The organism is Psychrobacillus sp. NEAU-3TGS, from assembly GCF_029955155.1.
GTDB lineage: Bacteria > Bacillota > Bacilli > Bacillales_A > Planococcaceae > Psychrobacillus.
In genome coordinates this window covers 506,755-524,454 of the sequence record NZ_JAPNOZ010000004.1, presented here as the reverse complement: position 1 = coordinate 524,454, position 17,700 = coordinate 506,755, and the positions used below count along the sequence as shown (strand labels likewise).

Genomic DNA, 17,700 nt, shown 5'->3' with positions numbered 1-17,700 from the left:
CTTCAAGAAGGGATAAAGCCTTTTTTCTTATTAAAATAACGCGACAGGTAGAAATTAAAAATGGATAAAAACAACGGCTACTTCAAAAAAAAACTTAAAAATTGATTAAGGATTACTGGTCTAAAACAGCTTTTGATAACCTAGATCCTTAAAATCAAAGATACAAAGTAGTATAGTAAATTTTTGGTAAATCTCGTTTAAGGAAACTATTACCAACAATTTTCGTCCTTTTAATAAATAACAAAAAGGAGAGAAAAAATGTTACAATCATTTATTTTTGATATGGATGGAACTCTATTTCAAACTGATAAAATTTTAGAAATATCATTGGAAGAAACTTTTAATTATTTACGTTCACTAAATAAATGGGATACGATTACACCTATCGATAAATACCGTGAAATCATGGGTGTACCTTTACCAAAAGTATGGGAAGCCTTATTACCTAATCATTCTGATGAAGTAAGGCAACAAACAGATGCATATTTTCTACAGAGATTAATTGAAAATATAAGAAGTGGGAAAGGAGCTTTATATCCTAATGTGAAAGAGGTTTTAGAATTTTTAAAAGAGAGTAACTGTTCAATTTTCATAGCGAGTAATGGGTTAACTGATTATTTAAATGCAATTGTGCATTATTATAATCTGGATAATTGGGTAACCGAAACATTTAGTATTCAACAAATACAAACGCTTAACAAAAGCGATTTAGTCAAAAACATTATAGAAAAATATAAGATTAGTAACGCAGCAGTAGTTGGAGATCGCCTATCAGATATAAATGCAGCAAAAGAAAATGATTTAATTGCAATTGGATGTAATTTTGATTTTGCAAAAGAAGATGAACTTGCTCAGGCAGTTTGGGTAATAGATGACTTAAATGAGTTAAAAACAATATTCATTCACCAAAATGAAAACTGATTATTTACGTACCATGTAATAATGGTTTCTCATTAAATTCTCTTTTTTGAAACTTGAGGTTCATGAATGGTTAAGAGATTTTAAGATTTGAGGCTTGTTATTGTTACTCGATTAGAGCGCTTAACGGATAAGCGCTCTTTTTATTATAGAAGAAAGTATAACGCATTTTAGTATATATATAATGTTATCGAGATTGTGAATAATTAAATTTAAACTAACGACGCAGGTTAGGTGAATAAGAAACGGCTAAGTTAGGGAGCAATTTTTGTTAAAAGATGTGCTTCTAAAAATAGAAATAAAGTTCATTGAAAAACATTAAAAGTTGCATTAAGCTGATGTGTAAAGTTAATTTGCGAAAAATCTTAGTAGGGAGTTCTTTATGAGGCTAAATATAATCACTATTATCACTATAATTGGAAGTATTCTTCTATTTTTTGCTTTTTCATTAAACAATAATTTCCCTCGCTCATATCATCACGCATTTACAAAAACAACAGATTTAAGTAAGGAAAATATTAATGGAATATTTTTAAATAATGACTTTTATAGCCAAGAAATAACACAAGAATATGGGAAGAAAACAGAACAAAGTAGAAATGTAACAGATTATGACTATTATGAGCTAAACAGAGGAATTGAAGTAGCAGTAAATAAAACAGGTAAAATTTCGAGATTTATAATAACAGACAGCAATTTGAAAACTGCAAAAGGAATAAAAATTGGAAATGAAAAGAAGGATATCATAAAAGAGTATGGGGAGAATTATTATTTTCGCACGGAACAAGGAGCAAATATTATTGGTTATTTAGATAAGAAAAGAAAAATATCATTAGAGTTCTGGTTGTTTGATGGAAAAGTAAATCTTTATAAACTTGATAATAAATCAATGAAGTAAGGATATTTATTAGATTACTATTTAAATTTTTCCTTGCAGTAGTAATAAAAGTGAATAATTGTACTTAAAGAAACGGGGGATTTAGTTAAATAACGATCTTCAACAATCGGTCGCTAACTTGAAAAAGCTATAAAAAGGAGTTTTGTTAATGCAAACCTATAACATTACAGAAGAAGATTATAATAAAGTAATTGATGTTTTGAATGATTGGTGGGGTGGTCGAGAGATGACACATTTGTTGCCTCGCCTGTTTATCGAACATTTCCAGTCAACAAGTTTCATAGTTGAAGACAATGGAGTGTTATCCGCATTTCTAATTGGATTTATGTCGCAATCAAATTTAAATGAAGCATACATACATTTCGTGGGTGTTAATCCAGAATTCAGGAAAAAGGGTTTAGCAAAAGAGCTCTATGAATTGTTTTTTGCAAAGGTTAGAAACTTAGGTTGTAACACTGTCCGTTGCATTACCTCACCAGTGAACGAGGGTTCTATCTCTTTTCATAAATCAATGGGTTTTTCCGTTTCCTTAAAAAATGATTACGCTGGCGCAGGACAAGACCGTATTTTATTTACTAAACGTATTACTGATTAAAGTTTTCCTTATTCAACTAACGGGTGCTTTAGTAAAGTTCATAGGGTTGCTTAGGCAACTCCTTTTTCTTATTGAACTAAAGACGTAGGTTCTGAAGAAGAAAATGGGAGTGAAAAAATAGTTGATCAATAGTATTTTTAGATTGATTGGTTTAATTTTAATGGCTAGTCCAGTTCTCTTGTATGGACAAAATATTGTTGGCGAAAAAGTGGCTATTATGATCCTTATTGTAGGTATAATAATTACATTTTTATTTAGAAAAAATAAAAATGTACAAAGTAAATGATGAAGTAAACTATGGCCACATTTCAAACATAATGTGTAATAAATGAGAATGTTCTTATTCAACTAACGGTGCTTTAGTTAAACAAGACCATCATTTTCGATGGACTTCAATGGGAAATCTATTATACAACAAAAATGAGTTACGTAACTGTGTCTAAGGTGGTGTGGATGAATCTCTTTATTGATTTCAGCACGAGTGGAGATCCGTTTAATGAGTCTAAACATCTAATTAGTATTTTTCAATAATTTTCATATTACTCCAAATTCATTTAATAAATCGCTGCACATATGAATTTTTATGGCCAATGAAAGCTGTTCATAGTCTTCCGGTTTTTTGAAATTCAAGCCGGTTAAATCTGAAATCTTGTTTAGCCGATAACGAAGCGTATTTTCATGAAGAGATGATTGAATAGATAATTCACGTAAATTTCCGTTGCACATTATAAATTGTTTTAACGTATCGAAAAGAAATAAAGTATTCTCAGCATCGAAATCCCTCAAAGGATTTAAACGGCTTTGACTAAACCGTTGCATTGCCTCGGACTTTGCAAAGGGAAAGATTGCCTTAAAGGTTCCAATATTTTTATGTAGTAAAAAATTGGAATCCGAATTTGTGTGTAAAAGCGCCGCATAGAAAGCTTCATGAATGGCTTGTTTTATTTCTTCTAACCTATAATGAAAGTCACTAACTCCTATGGATATCCTTAAATCTGGATCTAATAGAGTGTTAATGATTTCCTTTAATAAGGAGTCCTTATCATTCAAATGAATAAAATCCTTAGAGTACAACAGAATGAAACCGTTATTAAACCGTAATAAAGATATAGAAGCTTGATTAAATTTACTATTCTTAAAGTGAGTTTGAATATTAAAAAAATGTTGATTGTCAAAATTTTGTTTAAAACAAAAGTACATGATAAAAAATTATTCTTTAAAGATGGATTGATTTGTAGCGCTTGTTGTTTTATTTTGCTTTGATCGATTGATTTGTATAGTAGAGTATCAATTTCTTTTTGTCCAAAAAAGGCGTCTCCAAGCATATGGATGGAATTTGTTACCGATATTATAATATTTTCAAAATATATACCTGGTTCAATCAGAAATATAGGAAAATCCATTGATTCAGCATACCGCAGAGCAGAATCATGTATCTGTAATCGATAAACATTTTTAATAGCTAAACCGCTTGCTTTTTTATTGACCAAGTATTTGATCGCATCATTAATGAGGTATTCTTCATCTTTTGCATATAAAAAAGTTGTTAAAGCAAATTGATGTTCTTGAAAATTACTATGAAAATATCGATCCTTTAAACTGCGATCAAGTTCATAGTCTAAAATTCCACAAGAGGTGATTTTCCTTGAAAGTCCTTTTTCTCCTGCAATTAGCTTCATTCCATTGAAAATTTCTAAGTTTACCAAGTCTTTTAGTGTAACTTCCACGATCTTCCCCCCTTAAATCCGGCATGATTCTAAAGTATCGTTGTGGAAAAATACAATTATTTTGCATTTTGTGAATGAAAGCCCCTAAGCTTTACTTTTAGCATTTTCTAATAAAAAACCTTATTGCACAAAAAGATTAAACTTATTTTATTCCCTAATGTACATTCCTTTAATATAACTTTATCACTACCTTATATAAAAATACACACTTTTTATATCTGATTATTGTAATTTTATACAATAGTTAGATTTTTTAATTAAATCAGCCTGTAGTAAAATACAAATATCTTTAAGGATAGGAGAGATGCATGAAGCGATTGGGGGTGCACATTTTCTTTAGCCTAAGGTAATTTCTTTTATTTATTATCTGAATAATCAAACTAAATGTTTGTATGGTACTACTTGTTAAGCTTTTTTTAACACATAAAAGGGGGAATTAATTTGAAAAAATTGTTCTTATTTATGCTTTTACTAGTTGTAAGCGCTTTAACTTTAGCTGCATGTAGTTCAGAAGGAAGCAAATCAGTAGTAAGCGTTTCTGCCGACCCAGCAAAGTTAGTAGTAAATGTTGGAACAAGTCCAACCTATCCACCATTTGTATCAGAAAAAAATGGAGAACTTGTCGGGTTTGACATTGCCTTAATCAAGAAGATAGCAGAAGTGGAAGGCTTTGAAGTGGAATTCTCAATCATGCAGTACGATGGTTTAATTCCTGCACTGAAAGCTGGACAACTGGACGTGGTAGTAGGGGCAATTTCTATAACGGACAAAAGAATGGAAAGCATCAATTTTTCAAATGCTTATTATGCATCTGGTCTTTCTATCTTATCGAAACCTGATTCTGGTATAACGAGCTTTGAGGACTTAAAGGATAGATTAATCGGTATCCAAAAAGGTACTTCATCCTACAACTATATGATCTCTAACGGTATTGAAGATCAAAATATTAAACAATACGCTGATATTAGTACTGCTTATAGCTCCCTTGAAAATGACGGTGTTGACGCAATTTTATACGATAATCCATCAAATATTAACTACATTACTGAACAAAATTCAGAGGCAAGAATAGTTGGGGACATTTTAGCTGGTGAATTTTACGGGATAACGGTTAATAAAGACAAGGAAGATATACTAAAAAAATCAATGAAGGATTAACGAAAATCCAAGAAAATGGTGAATACGAAAAATTGTTTGATGAATATTTAAATGGTGAAAAAAATGGTTTTGTAGAGGGGGTTTTGACACCTGAGGAAGTTGCTATTTAGGTTTAATAAGGGATTAAATTACTCTTGAGTATGAAAAAAGGTTGGTAGATTAGAGAGGGACTAGTAAGTAGCGAGTTTCCATTAATCTCCCATTTTAGAAGGTGGCTAATTCAATATGCAAGTAGTTTTAGAAAATCTCCCACAAATTTTGGAAGGTCTTAAGTTTACGGTTTATTACTCTATTGTAGCAATCATTTTGGCTGTTATTTTCGGTTTAATAGCCGCTTTGATGAAACTTTCAAAGTCGTCGGTTTTAAGTGGGTTTGCATCAGTTTATATTGAAGTTTTCAGATCGACGCCATTATTAGTACAGTTATTTTTCATTGTCTTTGGTTTAACAGGATTGCTGCCATTAAACGAGTGGTTTGGGCAAAGATCTTATCCTATTATTGCCGCAACCATCACGCTCGCTTTACATGAGGGGGCTTATATTTCGGAGATTATTCGTGCTGGAATTCAAGGTGTCGATCGTGGGCAGAAGGAGGCAGCAGCAAGTATTGGAATGACAGAATTTCTAACAATGCGTTATATAGTATTACCTCAAGCTTTTAAACGTATGATTCCGCCGCTCGTCAATCAATCCGCACAAACGATTAAGGATACATCCTTACTTGCTCCAATTGGAATTATTGACTTAGTTTATAGAGGTCAAATCGTTATTGCAACTACATTTGAGCCATTTGCGATTTGGCTTACGATTGGGTTAATTTATTTTATTCTCATTTTTTCTGTTTCACAATTTGCTGGCTATCTTGAAAGGAGGCTCCAACTTGATAACCGTTGAGAACTTAAGAAAATCATATGGTGAACTTCAAATTTTAAAAGGGATTAGTACCCAGATTAGTCATCAAGAGGTGGTTGTTCTGATTGGGCCATCTGGAAGCGGTAAAAGTACATTCCTTCGTTGTCTTAATGGACTTGAGAAAACAACTAATGGAAAAATTGAAATCGCTGGAATGGAATTAACCAATCCAGAAACCAATATTCATGATTTAAGGCAACATGTTGGAATGTGTTTTCAACAATTTAATTTATTTAAGCATTTAACGATTATGGAGAATATTACAATAGGACCGATGAAGGTCTTAAAGAAAAGTAAAGCGGAAAGTGAACAAATTGCCCGTGAATTATTAAAAAAAGTTGGTTTACAAAATAAAGAGCAAGATTATCCTGACCAACTTTCAGGTGGTCAGCAGCAACGAGTTGCCATTGCTCGTGCTCTAGCAATGAAACCGAAAGTGATGTTATTTGATGAACCTACATCTGCTCTGAATCCAGAAATGGTAGGTGAGGTTTTGAATGTTATGAGTGACCTTGCTCATGAAGGAATGACTATGGTGATTGTTACCCATGAAATGGGCTTCGCACGTGAAGTAGGGGACCGTGTATTATTTTTGGATGACGGATATCTTGTTGAAGAAGGAACACCAGTAGAAATTTTTGAAAGACCGAAAGAAGAGCGAACTAAAAACTTTTTAGCGAAAGTATTGTAGCTATAAATTCTGGATTTTAGCAAGGGAAGGGTGTGGTGACGATAGAAATCTATATACTAAGCCGTGAACAAATAAGGAAAATTTTAAAGATGGAGCAAGTTTTCAAAGGTGTAGAGGCTGTATACCAGTTGAAATCCCAAGGTAAAACAGAAGTTTGGCCGCACGTAGCCTATGATTTTATCCCTGAGGAAGGGGTTATGGACATAAAATCCGGCTATGTGAAGGAAATGCAATTGCATGGGTTAAAAATGTTGAATTCATTTCCTCTTAATAGTGAAAAAGGAATTTCAACTTTTAATGGAATGATGATGGTATTTGATTCAAACACCGGCATTCCATTAGGTGTGATGGATGCATCTTATATTACCTGTATGAGAACTGGAGCAGCAGGAGCAATTGGAGCAAAAATTTTAGCTAGAGAAAATTCTCGAAACTTATTAATTTTAGGAACAGGTAATCAGGCGTTATATCAGATTGCGGCAACTATTCTACTAATGCCGAAGATCAATAGGGTAAGAATTGCAAGCCCACGTAATAAGGATAAGGAATTGAAATTTGTTACTTCTATTGTCGGTCAAATAAAAGAGGAATTTGGAATAGATGTTACCGAAACTATACAATTTGAGGCTGTTGAAAACTTGAAAGAAGCAGTCGGGGATAGTGATGTGATTATAACAATCACTCGTTCAAAAAGTCCGATCATACAGAAGGAATGGGTGAAAAAAGGAACACATTTTAGTTGTGTTGGTGCAGATATGGAAGGCAAACAAGAAATTGACCCTGAGCTTTTTATAGGCGCACGCATCTTTGTAGATGATATCCCCCAATGCATGAAAGTAGGTGAATTAGAGATCCCTATCAAAATGGGGATTGTTACTGAATTTGATATTGTTGGTGAAATTGGAAGTGTTATTGAAGGAGAAGTAACTGGAAGAAGTTCTGATGAAGAAATTACGATTTATGATACTACGGGTGTTGCTTTATTGGATCTAATTACTGCTAAAGTAGCAATAGATTTAGCAAAGGAAAAAGGTTTAGGAACTTTTATTGAAATCTAAAAAATAAATTCCAAGGGAGAGTTAAACATGTATATTAAGGATTTTAAATTAGAAAAATGGTTAAACCCAATCGTTGAGGATGCGAAATATAATTTGGGTTCAAGTTGTGTAAAAGCGTTTACTGTCGAAGAGTTATTTGAATTTATCGGAAAGGATGTAAATGAATTCACAAAAGAACTACAGAAAATGAGTCTTCATTACGGTCACTTTTTCGGATTTGAGAGACTTTTAATAGCAATAAGCAAAATGTATAAAGATGTTACTAAAGATATGATCTTAACAGTGCATGGTGGAACGGGAGCTAATAATCTAGTCATTACTGAATTAGTAGAACCAATGGACAATGTTATTGCATTAGTACCAAATTATCAGCAGCATTATTCAATACCAGAATCACTAGGTGCTGAAGTAAGGTATCTAGAGTTGAAGGAAGGAAATGGTTATCTTCCAGATCTGAATGAATTAAGAAGTTTAGTAGATCAGAATACAAAAATGATTACTTTATCAAATCCAAATAACCCTACAGGTGCCTTTATTGAAGCAGAAATGCTTAAAGAAATCTGTAAAATCGCTGAAAGTGTAGATGCTTATGTACTTTGTGATGAAATTTACCGAGGTTTAAATGAAGGTTATATGACATCGATTATTGAGCTGTATCAAAAGGGAATTGTAACAAGCAGTACATCAAAAGTATTTTCTATGGCTGGTACGCGAGTAGGTTGGATAGTGACGAGAGATAAAGAAACTTACGACCGACTTGAAAATAGACGTTCTTATGACACAATTTGTAATGGTGTATTTGATGAATTAATTACAGCAATCGCTTTCGAACATTTCGAAAAAATATTAGAGAGAAACAGAGAAATTGTCTCAGAAAGCAAAGTAATTGTTGATAAATGGCTAGAAACACAACCGTATTTAAGCGCTAATTATGAACAATGTGGTACTACTATTTTTGTTAAGTATGACTTTGATATTCCAAGTGATGTGTTGTGTAAGGATATACTTGAAAAAGCAAGTGTAGCACTCTGCCACGGTGATTGTTTCGAAATCCCACATTCATTCCGAATTGGTTATGCTTTTGGCGATCCCAAAACGTTAGAGACTGGACTCGAGGTACTAGGAGAATATTTTGCAAATCTTAAAATTGAAAAGAACGTGACAACAGTTTAAGTAAAATTGTTGTTTGGGAATTGATGAAGACGGAAATGAGATGCTTTTAAAAAGGGGGATTTTGTTTGTTTAATTCAATAATGGACGAAATAAATAATAATTTAATGAATGATTTAATCAAGTGGAGAAGGTATCTACACCAAAATCCCGAGTTATCTTATATGGAAGTAAAAACATCGCAATTTATCTATGACACACTTTTGACTTTTGGTAATTTAGAAGTATCACGACCTACACCAACAAGCGTAATGGCTAAATTGATCGGTAGACATCCTGGAAAAATTATAGCCTTTCGTGCAGATATTGATGCACTACCTATTCAGGAAACAACAGAATTAGAATATTCTTCGCAAAATCCTGGTGTCATGCATGCATGTGGCCATGACGGACATACTGCGATGTTATTAGGAACCGCAAAAATATTATCAAGTGTAAAGGATCAGATAAATGGAGAGGTTCGTTTTATTTTCCAACATGCTGAGGAAATGACACCTGGTGGTGCCATAGAAATGATTGAAGCGGGAGTAATGGAAGGGGTAGATTGTATATACGGAATACATCTTTGGTCACCATTAGAAACCGGTAAGATTGGTATATGTTATGGGCCAATGATGGGATCTCCGGATTCTTTTTCTATTACAATAAATGGTAAAGGTGGACATGCCGCATTACCGCACGAGACGATTGATAGTATCACTATTGGAGCACAAGTGGTGAACAATTTACAGCATATTGTTTCAAGAGGAACAGATCCATTTGAAAATGTGGTAGTTACAATTACTCATTTTTCAGGGGGGAGTAAGTGGCATGTTATTCCAGGAAATGCAGAAATAAATGGAAATGTTCGAACGATAAACCCTAAATTGAGAGAAACCATGTCTGGGAAAATAGAAAAAATAATCAAAGGCATTACAGAAGCTCATGGGGCAACTTATGAATTTAAGTATAGTCTTGGCTTTGATCCAGTTATAAATGACGAATCAGTAACAAAAGTAACGGAAGAAATTGCAAGGGAAATATTTGGAGATGAGTCAATCACTAGAATTAAGCCAGTTTTAGCTGGGGAGGATTTTTCTGCTTATCAAAAAGTTGCACCTGGGTGTTTTTTCTTTATTGGAATAGGAAATGAAGAAAAAGCGACAAATTATCCGCATCATCATCCTAATTTTAATATTGATGAAGACACATTAGGAAAAGGGGTAGAGATGTTTGTTGCTACAACGATGAAATTACTTTGTAATGAGAAATCTTATAATTTAATTTGATTCATTTTTTAAAAAAATATAAAAGAGAAGAGGTTAAATATGTCTGTAAACATAAAAGCAGAAATAAACAATGAGAATACACCTCCCAAAAAAGAAAAGGAAAAACAGAAAGGTGTAAATACTTTTGTATTGTTGTTTGTCATTGTAGTGATTTCGGCAATTTTAACATACTTAATACCTGCTGGAACTTTTGAAAGAGTGGAAATTAATGGGAGAACTGTTGTTCAAGAAGGTACCTTTCAATATAAAGATTCTACTCCTGTTGGACTTTTTGAACTTGTAACTAGTATTCCCAATGGAATGGTAGAAGCTGGTGGGGTAATATTTTTCGTATTATTAATGGGAGGATACTTCGGTATTTTGAGAGCGACTGGTGCCATTGATGCATTAATAACATTGCTATCAAAGAAATTAGGTAATCATGAAAAATTAACAATTCCTGTTTTAATGCTTTTCTTCGCAATTATTGCAGCTTTGACAGGAGCAGCTGAATCAAATTTAGTGTATATTCCAATTTTAGTTCCTCTTGTTATTGCTTTGGGATTTGATACGATGACCGGTTTAGCAATTATATTAGTCGGTTCTTCGGTAGGTTTTACAGCAGCCGTTATGAACCCTTTTACAGTAGGTGTTGCTCAAGAAATTGCTGAATTGCCGATATTCTCGGGTCTCGGGTTAAGGTTGATATTATTGTTAGTTCTTTATACTTTAGCTGTCATTTTTGTTTATCGTTATGCAATAAAAGTTAAGAAAAATCCAGAACTCGGAGACTATGGAAAATATGCTCCGCAAAATGAGAGAGCAAAAGTTAATAATGACTTTAAGTTAGATAATAGACATAAATTTGTTTTATTCTTCTTTGTATTAAATTTTATCGTTCTTATTTTTGGTGTTTTGAAATACAACTGGTTTATTCAAGATTTAGCGGGATTGTTTTTTCTATTTTGTATATTAGTTGGTTTTGCCGGAAAATTAGCACCGAGTTCAATTGCCGAAAATTTTGTTGTTGGAGCGAAAGAGCTACTAGAAGCAGCTTTAATAATAGGTGTAGCTCGGGCTATATTAGTTGTTCTTAGTGAAGGTCAAATAATGGATACAATCCTATTCCACGCAGGGAATATAGTCTCTCAAATACCAACAATGTTTACACCTTTAGGGATGTTCATTATACAAATGGTCTTAGATTTCTTTGTTCCTTCGGGTAGTGGGAAAGCAGCTTTAACTATGCCTATAATGGTACCGCTTTCAGATTTAGTAGGGGTAACAAGACAAACTACTATACTTGCATATCAATTTGGAGATGGTATAACAAATCTAATTTTCCCAACCTCTAGTTATTTAATGGCTGCACTTTCGATTACTGGTATTGCGTACGGTAAGTGGTTAAAATGGTTATTCCCATTTCTCGTTATTCAACTAATTTGTGCTATTGTAACATTATTAATTGCACAATTTATTCAATATGGTCCATTTTAATCTGAAATCTATAAAATTGGTACTTATATCAGAGAGTAGCAGTTTGTTCTGTTTTTACAAAATATGTTCTTGCAAAATACGCTATCTACTGGGAATTCAGCAAAAACTTTATAAACACTTATTAATTCTTCTACAACTAACGTGCTTTATTTAATGATCACAATCTAAAGCAAACTAAAATAATTTTAAGTCCTTCTCTTTAGAGTAGGACTTTTTAATTTGTTGCTAACTACACATTATAAAGTAGAACTTATGTTCTTATAATGAAGAGGGAAGGATAAAATGAGTTTGTGAATAAAAATTTCATAAGCAAATAGCGGAAGAGGTTTTTTAATTGAAAATGTACTTGCATTAGTTCTTCAAGCCAAGTATGAAAGGAATGTTTTCTGATGGATCATTTCGATAAAATGATGGAACATCAATTGGACTTATCAAATGTACGTGACCGAGGGAATAAAAAGTGGGTAGCCATGATGCTTCCAGAACATTTGAAGTTAATTAGAAATTATAATGAAGAACAATCGAAAATACCACGTCCATAATTGAATGAGTGGGATTTAGATGCAATAGAAGAAACAATAAACATAGCTATAAAACGAAAATGTGATGTAACAATAAAGATGTGGAGAGATGGAGAATTTATTCTTCGTGGTGGTATAATTCAGAATGTTGATCTTAAGAATAGAACAATTGAAGTTGATGATCCTTTTGGACTTCACAATTATAACCTGGATGTAATTGTGGATGTGACTGTATTAGAATAGGTTGAGGTGTTATAAATGGAGACTGAGCAAAAAGAAGAAATTAATCAATTAATTGAAGCCTTGATGCAGAAAATGCCTCGCGAAAAGGTAATGGATACACTGAAACAACTACTACATATGCCCGATGAAGGTATTGATGAGGTGGCAGAATATTGCCGTATACTAGATGAAAGAGAAACCACCAACCGTTAATTCGGAAGGTGGTTGCTTAATTGTGTTTTCAATAGCAGTTTTTCTTATTGAACTAACGCAGCAGTTTAGTTGAATAAGAAAAAAAGGATTTTATTATTTTACGTTGAATTATATAAATTATTCAAGTGCATTTTCATCGATGTAACTTATTGGAATTAAATATAGGGGGTTATTAAATGCAGTTTCATATCAGAGTGCGAGCAGGTGCAATTATCATAGAAAATAATAATATATTATTAACAGTATATAATGACCCGATAAGAGGTATCGTCTATGATTTACCAGCAGGTGGAACAGAACCAAATGAATCTATTACTGATGCAGTTAAAAGAGAAGCCAAAGAAGAAGCATGTATCGATGTAGAAGTAGGTCCTTTAGCCTTTGTTTATGAATATACACCACATCTTAACCTTGAAAAGTTTGGAAAAACACATACATTAGTTATGATGTTTGAATGCAAAATAATAAACTACACGACTCCAAAATTTCCAGAAAATCCAGACTCGAATCAAATAGATGTTAAATGGCTACCTATATCGGAGTTACAAAATGTTGAAATGTATGCAAATATCGGTTCTTATTTACAGAGTTACACTTCTAACGGTAGAAACATTGAATTAATCGAAGAACATAAACTAATTCAAGCAGTTAGGTGAAATGTTAAGGGAATTAATTCCTTACTTCCACAAACGGGTGCTTTAGCAAAATATGGCCATCATTTCGATGGTCTATTTTTATGTCCAAAACATTAAGTTGATCTCAGATATGCATTGTGAAATGTTACACTTAAACTAAAGGAGCAGGAGTTGAAGATTCGATTTCTGAAATAATCAATCTTTAATTTGAAAATTAATAGCGGTAAACAGATAAAACCTCGAATTTTGAGCAAAAATAAGCTCAAGATACGAGGTTTGTTTTTACCTAGAAATTGAAAATTGTCCACCGTTTTTTTATATAAGTTTGCATTTTGGTTGAAGAGAAATTTATTTTACAAATAAATATAAAAAGAACATATATTCGCGTTATAATTTATTTGATAATACTAACAAGGGGGATAATTGTGAAATTAAAAAACATTAACATTCAAGAACGAATGAAACATTACAATGTGCAAGGTTTAAGTATTACATTGCTTGAGGGCGGTGAAATTAGTGGAACAGTTAATTACGGCTTATTAGAAGTGGAAAGCAATAGAAAAGCAAATGAAGATTCTATTTTTAGTGCGTGTTCAATTAGTAAGTTCTTAACAGGAATACTTGTAATGAAGCTAGTAGAGGAAGGACTTCTTGATTTAGATGATGATGTGAATGAAAATCTTAAATCGTGGAAAGTATCAGAAAATGGTTTTACTAAAAATAAAAAAGTGACATTAAGGAACTTACTAAGTCACCAATCTGGAATTAAAGACCCTGAAGGTAGTTTTCCTGAACTGAACTCGAAAATAGGTGTTCCTTCAATGGTTGAACTATTAGAGGGGAAAACTCTATATTGTAAAACTCCTATTGACGTCAAGTGTGAACCAGAAAGTGAATTCCATTATTCTGATGCAGGTTTTTGTATTATTCAACAACTTATAGAAGATGTTACGAAAAAACCGTTTCATCAAGTTACGAATGAGCAAATATTTGAACCATTAGGAATGGCAAATAGCCATTTCAATACAACAATGTTGGGAGTGGATAGACAAAACTTTTCTTGTGGTCACAACAAAAACGGTGAAAAGACGGGAAAAAATGAACTTGGAAATGCTTCTTCGAGCTCATTTTTCAATATTTTAACATAGCCTTTTGGAAAGCAAATATTACTTACTTTCTCTCTACATAAGTACCGCTAATGTGATCATGAATTGCTCTTTTATCTTCTAGAAGAATAACCATAAATACACTAGCAACTCCTGACATTCCAAAAGTAACCAAGGCGAGGATATGTTTACCCACTACTTCTCTCAAAAACATATTAAAAATCGTTACGTTTTCATCATCTTTAAAACGTTTAATTTTAATATTACATATCTTTTTACCAATTACATATCCGCCCCAAAATACAGGTGTAATAGTCAAGTACGAAATATAAAATAACTTCCAAGTTAATTCACTAGTTGGTTTAATAGGGTATACCTTGTAAATGAAGTAAATTAAGATTCCACAAATTGTAGATATCAAGAAATAATCTATAATAAACGCCGACACCCTTATAAAAAAGCCAGCTGGATTTCTACTCAATTATTAATCCTCCTTGTTTAAGCGTTAATGTCTTTTTACGAAGCATTGAGTTTAGGTAAAGACTAAGAAAAACCTAAATGTGGAAAAACAGTTGGTACAAGACTTGAATGCTGTAAAAAAGCGAATATCGAATTTGATGTAACTGAACAAAAAAAACAAGTGACAATTACAACATATGCATCTTCTGGGGTATACAATGACTTACTTCAATATCATTGTGGTGTAGCAATTATATTGAACTACATGGATGGCTAACGGGTGCTTTACCTAAACAAGACCATCATTTAGATCGTCTATTTTTACGTCCAAAACATTAAGTTGATCTCAGATATGCATTGTGAAATGTTACACTTAAACTAAAGCAGCAGGTTAGCTAAATATGGGTGTAGCATTAATCACTAAAAATACATTATGAAAAAGGGATATTATGAACCACTACCAAATTGTAAAAGAAGTAATTAATGATTGGGACCCGATGAATATTTTAAGTTTCTCATCTGAGGATGAATATGATCCAGAAATAAGTCGCATTGTATCGCGATTACCAACTGCATCTGTTGAAAAATTAGCTGTAGTGATACATGAGGTCTTTGATGAAATGTTTTCGAGGAGTAGAAGTAGAATACCTTCAATTAATAATTGTTATCCAAGTGCATTAAAAATTTGGGACAAAATTTATAATAAAAAATTTCCAAACTTTAAAAAACAATATTAATCAAAAGCAATATTATTAAACTAACGGGTGCTTTACTTCAAGAAGGTGAAAGCATTTTTGAACTAGAGGTGCAGGTCAAGTTGAGGAAGGATAATGTTAAAATTTACTTTGTGAGGTGAAAAATGAGCTCTATTGAATTAAACAAATCTAAATATATTGTCTCTAATATTAAAGACATTTTGCATAAAAATCTTATTCTTGCTAAACCGTTAAATAAAGATGAAATTAAAAAAACTAACCTAGTTAATCCCCCTATATACGATAATGAGAAGTATCTCATTCAGGAACAATGGTTATACAGTATTAATATCGGAGAATGGGAAGATGTAGAAATTATTATTCAAGGAAATAATAAAAAGCCTGATGCGGAGATTATCGAAATGGCGGAAAAAATATTAGGCGAACTTCATCTACATCTAAGCTGTGCATTAAACTATTTACAGAAGTTCTTTCCTAATCAAGAAATGAAAAACTACTATCTATCGACTTTATGTTTTGGAAATATAGTTAATTTTGACGATCATATATTTTCAGGTTTTAGTTTAGCTTTTATTTATGAGGATACCTTTGAGTTTCAGTATAAAGTAAAATTTAAAGACGATGGATGGCCTGTTGGATTTGAAGGTGGGCCAATTTAATAATCACATATGATTTTTTCTTCTTGAAGTAACGGGTGCGTTAGTCAAAAGGAGCAACGTCATTATGACGTTGCTCCTTTATGTTTAAAAGTATTTCTGATAATACTCTTTCCTAAGCCTTCCGCTTAATTGAGCGTAGATCCTAGTTGTTTCACTTTTCTCATGCCCCATAAGACTTTGTATGACTTCAATAGGAGCTCCATTATTCATCAAATGAGTTGCATAGCTGTGTCTAAGTTGGTGTGGATGGATTTCTTTATTAATTTCCGCACGATTGGAAATCCGCTTGATGATGTATCGCATTTGGGCGACACTCATTTTATGTGGCTGTCTTGCTGTCACAAAGATTGCTGGATTATGGTCATTACGGCTTTCCATATAGCGTTTAAGCCATATGTCACAACGTGTATTAAAATAAACTTCCCTTTCCTTATCGCCTTTTCCTCTCACGATCGCGGATTGATTGGACCAATTAATATGGTTCTTTTCTAAGGAAACTATTTCGCCAATTCGACAACCGGTAGAAAACATGAATTCAAAAATCGCTTTTTCAATTGGGGAATGACAGGATTCACGAAGGTGTTCAATTTCTCGTTCGGTTAAGTACTTGGGTATCCGTTTCCCTATTTTGGGTTCTTTAATCTTGGAAGTTGGATTCTTACTAAGAAAGCCTTCTTCATGAGACCAACGAAAAAATGATTTCATAAAGCGAATACGATGTGCAAGACTGGCTGGTTTTAAATGCTTACAGGATATAGCAAGATATTCCTTTAGTTGATTTGTATCCAGCAATGTCATCTCCACATCATTAAAATAATCAATTAGTAGCGAAGACTGTAACTGGTAGGCTTTCAACGTTTGTGGCGAAAAGCCCTCTATTCGCTTATCAGCTTCAAACGAAGCCCATGCTTTTGAGAGTAACAAATCCATTCCCCCTAAAATAGTACTATTAAAAGGATTATTGCCAACTTAATAGAATTATAGACATAGGGTGTATTTTTCTAACGTGCTGGTTAGTTTAGTAAAAATATAAAGACAATAACAAGTAAATCACTAAAGTGGAGTGTTATAATTGAAAGTATTTTCTAAACTTTTTACAAGTACAAATATTAGTAGTATGGCTATGTTTCTTGGGTTTCTGACTTTATATACTATTATTTCAGATATAGATCCTAACATATATACTATTGCAATCATTACAATACTTTTTTGGGTAGCTAATTCATTGCAAGTTATCAAAAAGCATGATGTAGCACATCGGTACCTCCTGTTTTCTAGTTATTATTAAACTAAAGGGG

21 protein-coding genes are annotated in these 17,700 nt (G+C 32.7%); 17 read left to right on the top strand and 4 right to left on the bottom strand.

The features are described from left to right. The first annotated feature begins 258 nt into the window (after positions 1-258). The 3 genes from OR571_RS03655 (at position 259) to OR571_RS03645 (ending at position 2,411) form a co-directional block, all read left to right on the top strand. On the top strand, positions 259-921 hold the full coding sequence (locus OR571_RS03655) for an HAD family hydrolase (RefSeq protein ID WP_282241482.1): 663 nt from the start codon (positions 259-261) through the stop codon (positions 919-921). A gap of 379 nt (positions 922-1,300) precedes the next feature. Further along, on the top strand, positions 1,301-1,816 hold the full coding sequence (locus tag OR571_RS03650; RefSeq protein WP_282241481.1) for a hypothetical protein: 516 nt from the start codon (positions 1,301-1,303) through the stop codon (positions 1,814-1,816). Positions 1,817-1,964: 148 nt separating this feature from the next. Next, the gene (locus tag OR571_RS03645) at positions 1,965-2,411 is read left to right on the top strand and encodes a GNAT family N-acetyltransferase (RefSeq protein WP_282241480.1); all 447 of its coding nucleotides are present in this window, start codon (positions 1,965-1,967) and stop codon (positions 2,409-2,411) included. A gap of 534 nt (positions 2,412-2,945) precedes the next feature. Here the strand turns inward: OR571_RS03645 and OR571_RS03640 are convergent. Beyond that, on the bottom strand, positions 2,946-3,461 hold the full coding sequence (locus OR571_RS03640; protein ID WP_282241479.1) for a PucR family transcriptional regulator: 516 nt from the start codon (positions 3,459-3,461) through the stop codon (positions 2,946-2,948). Further along, positions 3,458-4,138, bottom strand: coding sequence for a PucR family transcriptional regulator ligand-binding domain-containing protein (locus tag OR571_RS03635; RefSeq protein WP_282241478.1), 681 nt, complete (start codon positions 4,136-4,138; stop codon positions 3,458-3,460). The genes OR571_RS03640 and OR571_RS03635 overlap by 4 nt, the downstream gene beginning before the upstream one ends. A 441-nt stretch (positions 4,139-4,579) precedes the next feature. Between OR571_RS03635 and OR571_RS03630 the strand changes: the two genes are divergently transcribed. From OR571_RS03630 to OR571_RS03575, 12 genes are all read left to right on the top strand, one after another. Then, a complete protein-coding gene (locus tag OR571_RS03630) occupies positions 4,580-5,296 on the top strand; it encodes a transporter substrate-binding domain-containing protein (protein ID WP_282241477.1) in 717 nt (238 codons plus the stop codon). Positions 5,297-5,521: 225 nt separating this feature from the next. Next, the gene (locus OR571_RS03625) at positions 5,522-6,190 is read left to right on the top strand and encodes an amino acid ABC transporter permease (RefSeq protein WP_282241476.1); all 669 of its coding nucleotides are present in this window, start codon (positions 5,522-5,524) and stop codon (positions 6,188-6,190) included. Beyond that, positions 6,177-6,899: an amino acid ABC transporter ATP-binding protein gene (locus OR571_RS03620; protein WP_282241475.1), complete on the top strand. Its 723-nt coding sequence runs from the start codon at positions 6,177-6,179 to the stop codon at positions 6,897-6,899. Before OR571_RS03625 ends, OR571_RS03620 begins: the two co-directional genes overlap by 14 nt. A gap of 35 nt (positions 6,900-6,934) precedes the next feature. After that, positions 6,935-7,957 (top strand): ornithine cyclodeaminase family protein, encoded by a 1,023-nt coding sequence (locus OR571_RS03615; protein ID WP_282241474.1) that lies wholly within the window; start codon positions 6,935-6,937, stop codon positions 7,955-7,957. A 27-nt stretch (positions 7,958-7,984) separates the two neighbouring features. Continuing rightward, the gene (locus OR571_RS03610) at positions 7,985-9,130 is read left to right on the top strand and encodes an aminotransferase class I/II-fold pyridoxal phosphate-dependent enzyme (RefSeq protein ID WP_282241473.1); all 1,146 of its coding nucleotides are present in this window, start codon (positions 7,985-7,987) and stop codon (positions 9,128-9,130) included. A gap of 65 nt (positions 9,131-9,195) precedes the next feature. Next, the gene (locus OR571_RS03605; RefSeq protein ID WP_481900354.1) at positions 9,196-10,395 is read left to right on the top strand and encodes a M20 metallopeptidase family protein; all 1,200 of its coding nucleotides are present in this window, start codon (positions 9,196-9,198) and stop codon (positions 10,393-10,395) included. Positions 10,396-10,434: 39 nt separating this feature from the next. Then, positions 10,435-11,871, top strand: coding sequence for a YfcC family protein (locus tag OR571_RS03600; RefSeq protein WP_282241472.1), 1,437 nt, complete (start codon positions 10,435-10,437; stop codon positions 11,869-11,871). A 389-nt stretch (positions 11,872-12,260) separates the two neighbouring features. Further along, on the top strand, positions 12,261-12,413 hold the full coding sequence (locus OR571_RS03595; protein WP_282241471.1) for a YolD-like family protein: 153 nt from the start codon (positions 12,261-12,263) through the stop codon (positions 12,411-12,413). After that, complete coding sequence (locus OR571_RS03590; RefSeq protein ID WP_282241470.1) at positions 12,414-12,635, top strand: YolD-like family protein; 222 nt, start codon at positions 12,414-12,416, stop codon at positions 12,633-12,635. It begins immediately after the preceding gene. A gap of 15 nt (positions 12,636-12,650) precedes the next feature. Next, positions 12,651-12,827 carry a hypothetical protein gene (locus OR571_RS03585; protein ID WP_282241469.1) on the top strand — a complete coding sequence of 59 codons (177 nt, stop codon included), beginning with the start codon at positions 12,651-12,653 and terminating at the stop codon, positions 12,825-12,827. A gap of 176 nt (positions 12,828-13,003) precedes the next feature. Continuing rightward, positions 13,004-13,483 (top strand): NUDIX domain-containing protein, encoded by a 480-nt coding sequence (locus OR571_RS03580; RefSeq protein ID WP_282241468.1) that lies wholly within the window; start codon positions 13,004-13,006, stop codon positions 13,481-13,483. Between the two features lie 404 nt (positions 13,484-13,887). Beyond that, positions 13,888-14,610 carry a serine hydrolase domain-containing protein gene (locus OR571_RS03575; protein ID WP_282241467.1) on the top strand — a complete coding sequence of 241 codons (723 nt, stop codon included), beginning with the start codon at positions 13,888-13,890 and terminating at the stop codon, positions 14,608-14,610. Between the two features lie 22 nt (positions 14,611-14,632). Here the strand turns inward: OR571_RS03575 and OR571_RS03570 are convergent, their stop codons facing one another. After that, entirely contained in the window at positions 14,633-15,049 is a 417-nt protein-coding gene (locus OR571_RS03570; RefSeq protein WP_282241466.1) for an RDD family protein, read from the bottom strand. Between the two features lie 427 nt (positions 15,050-15,476). On the opposite strand from OR571_RS03570, the gene OR571_RS03565 reads away from it, so the two are divergent. Then, positions 15,477-15,764, top strand: coding sequence for a DUF1871 family protein (locus OR571_RS03565; RefSeq protein WP_282241465.1), 288 nt, complete (start codon positions 15,477-15,479; stop codon positions 15,762-15,764). Positions 15,765-15,886: 122 nt separating this feature from the next. Continuing rightward, the gene (locus OR571_RS03560; protein WP_282241464.1) at positions 15,887-16,402 is read left to right on the top strand and encodes a hypothetical protein; all 516 of its coding nucleotides are present in this window, start codon (positions 15,887-15,889) and stop codon (positions 16,400-16,402) included. An 84-nt stretch (positions 16,403-16,486) separates the two neighbouring features. Here OR571_RS03560 and xerA read toward each other — a convergent pair whose 3' ends face one another. After that, a complete protein-coding gene (gene xerA / locus OR571_RS03555; RefSeq protein ID WP_282241463.1) occupies positions 16,487-17,326 on the bottom strand; it encodes a site-specific tyrosine recombinase/integron integrase in 840 nt (279 codons plus the stop codon). Positions 17,327-17,700 lie beyond the last annotated feature (374 nt).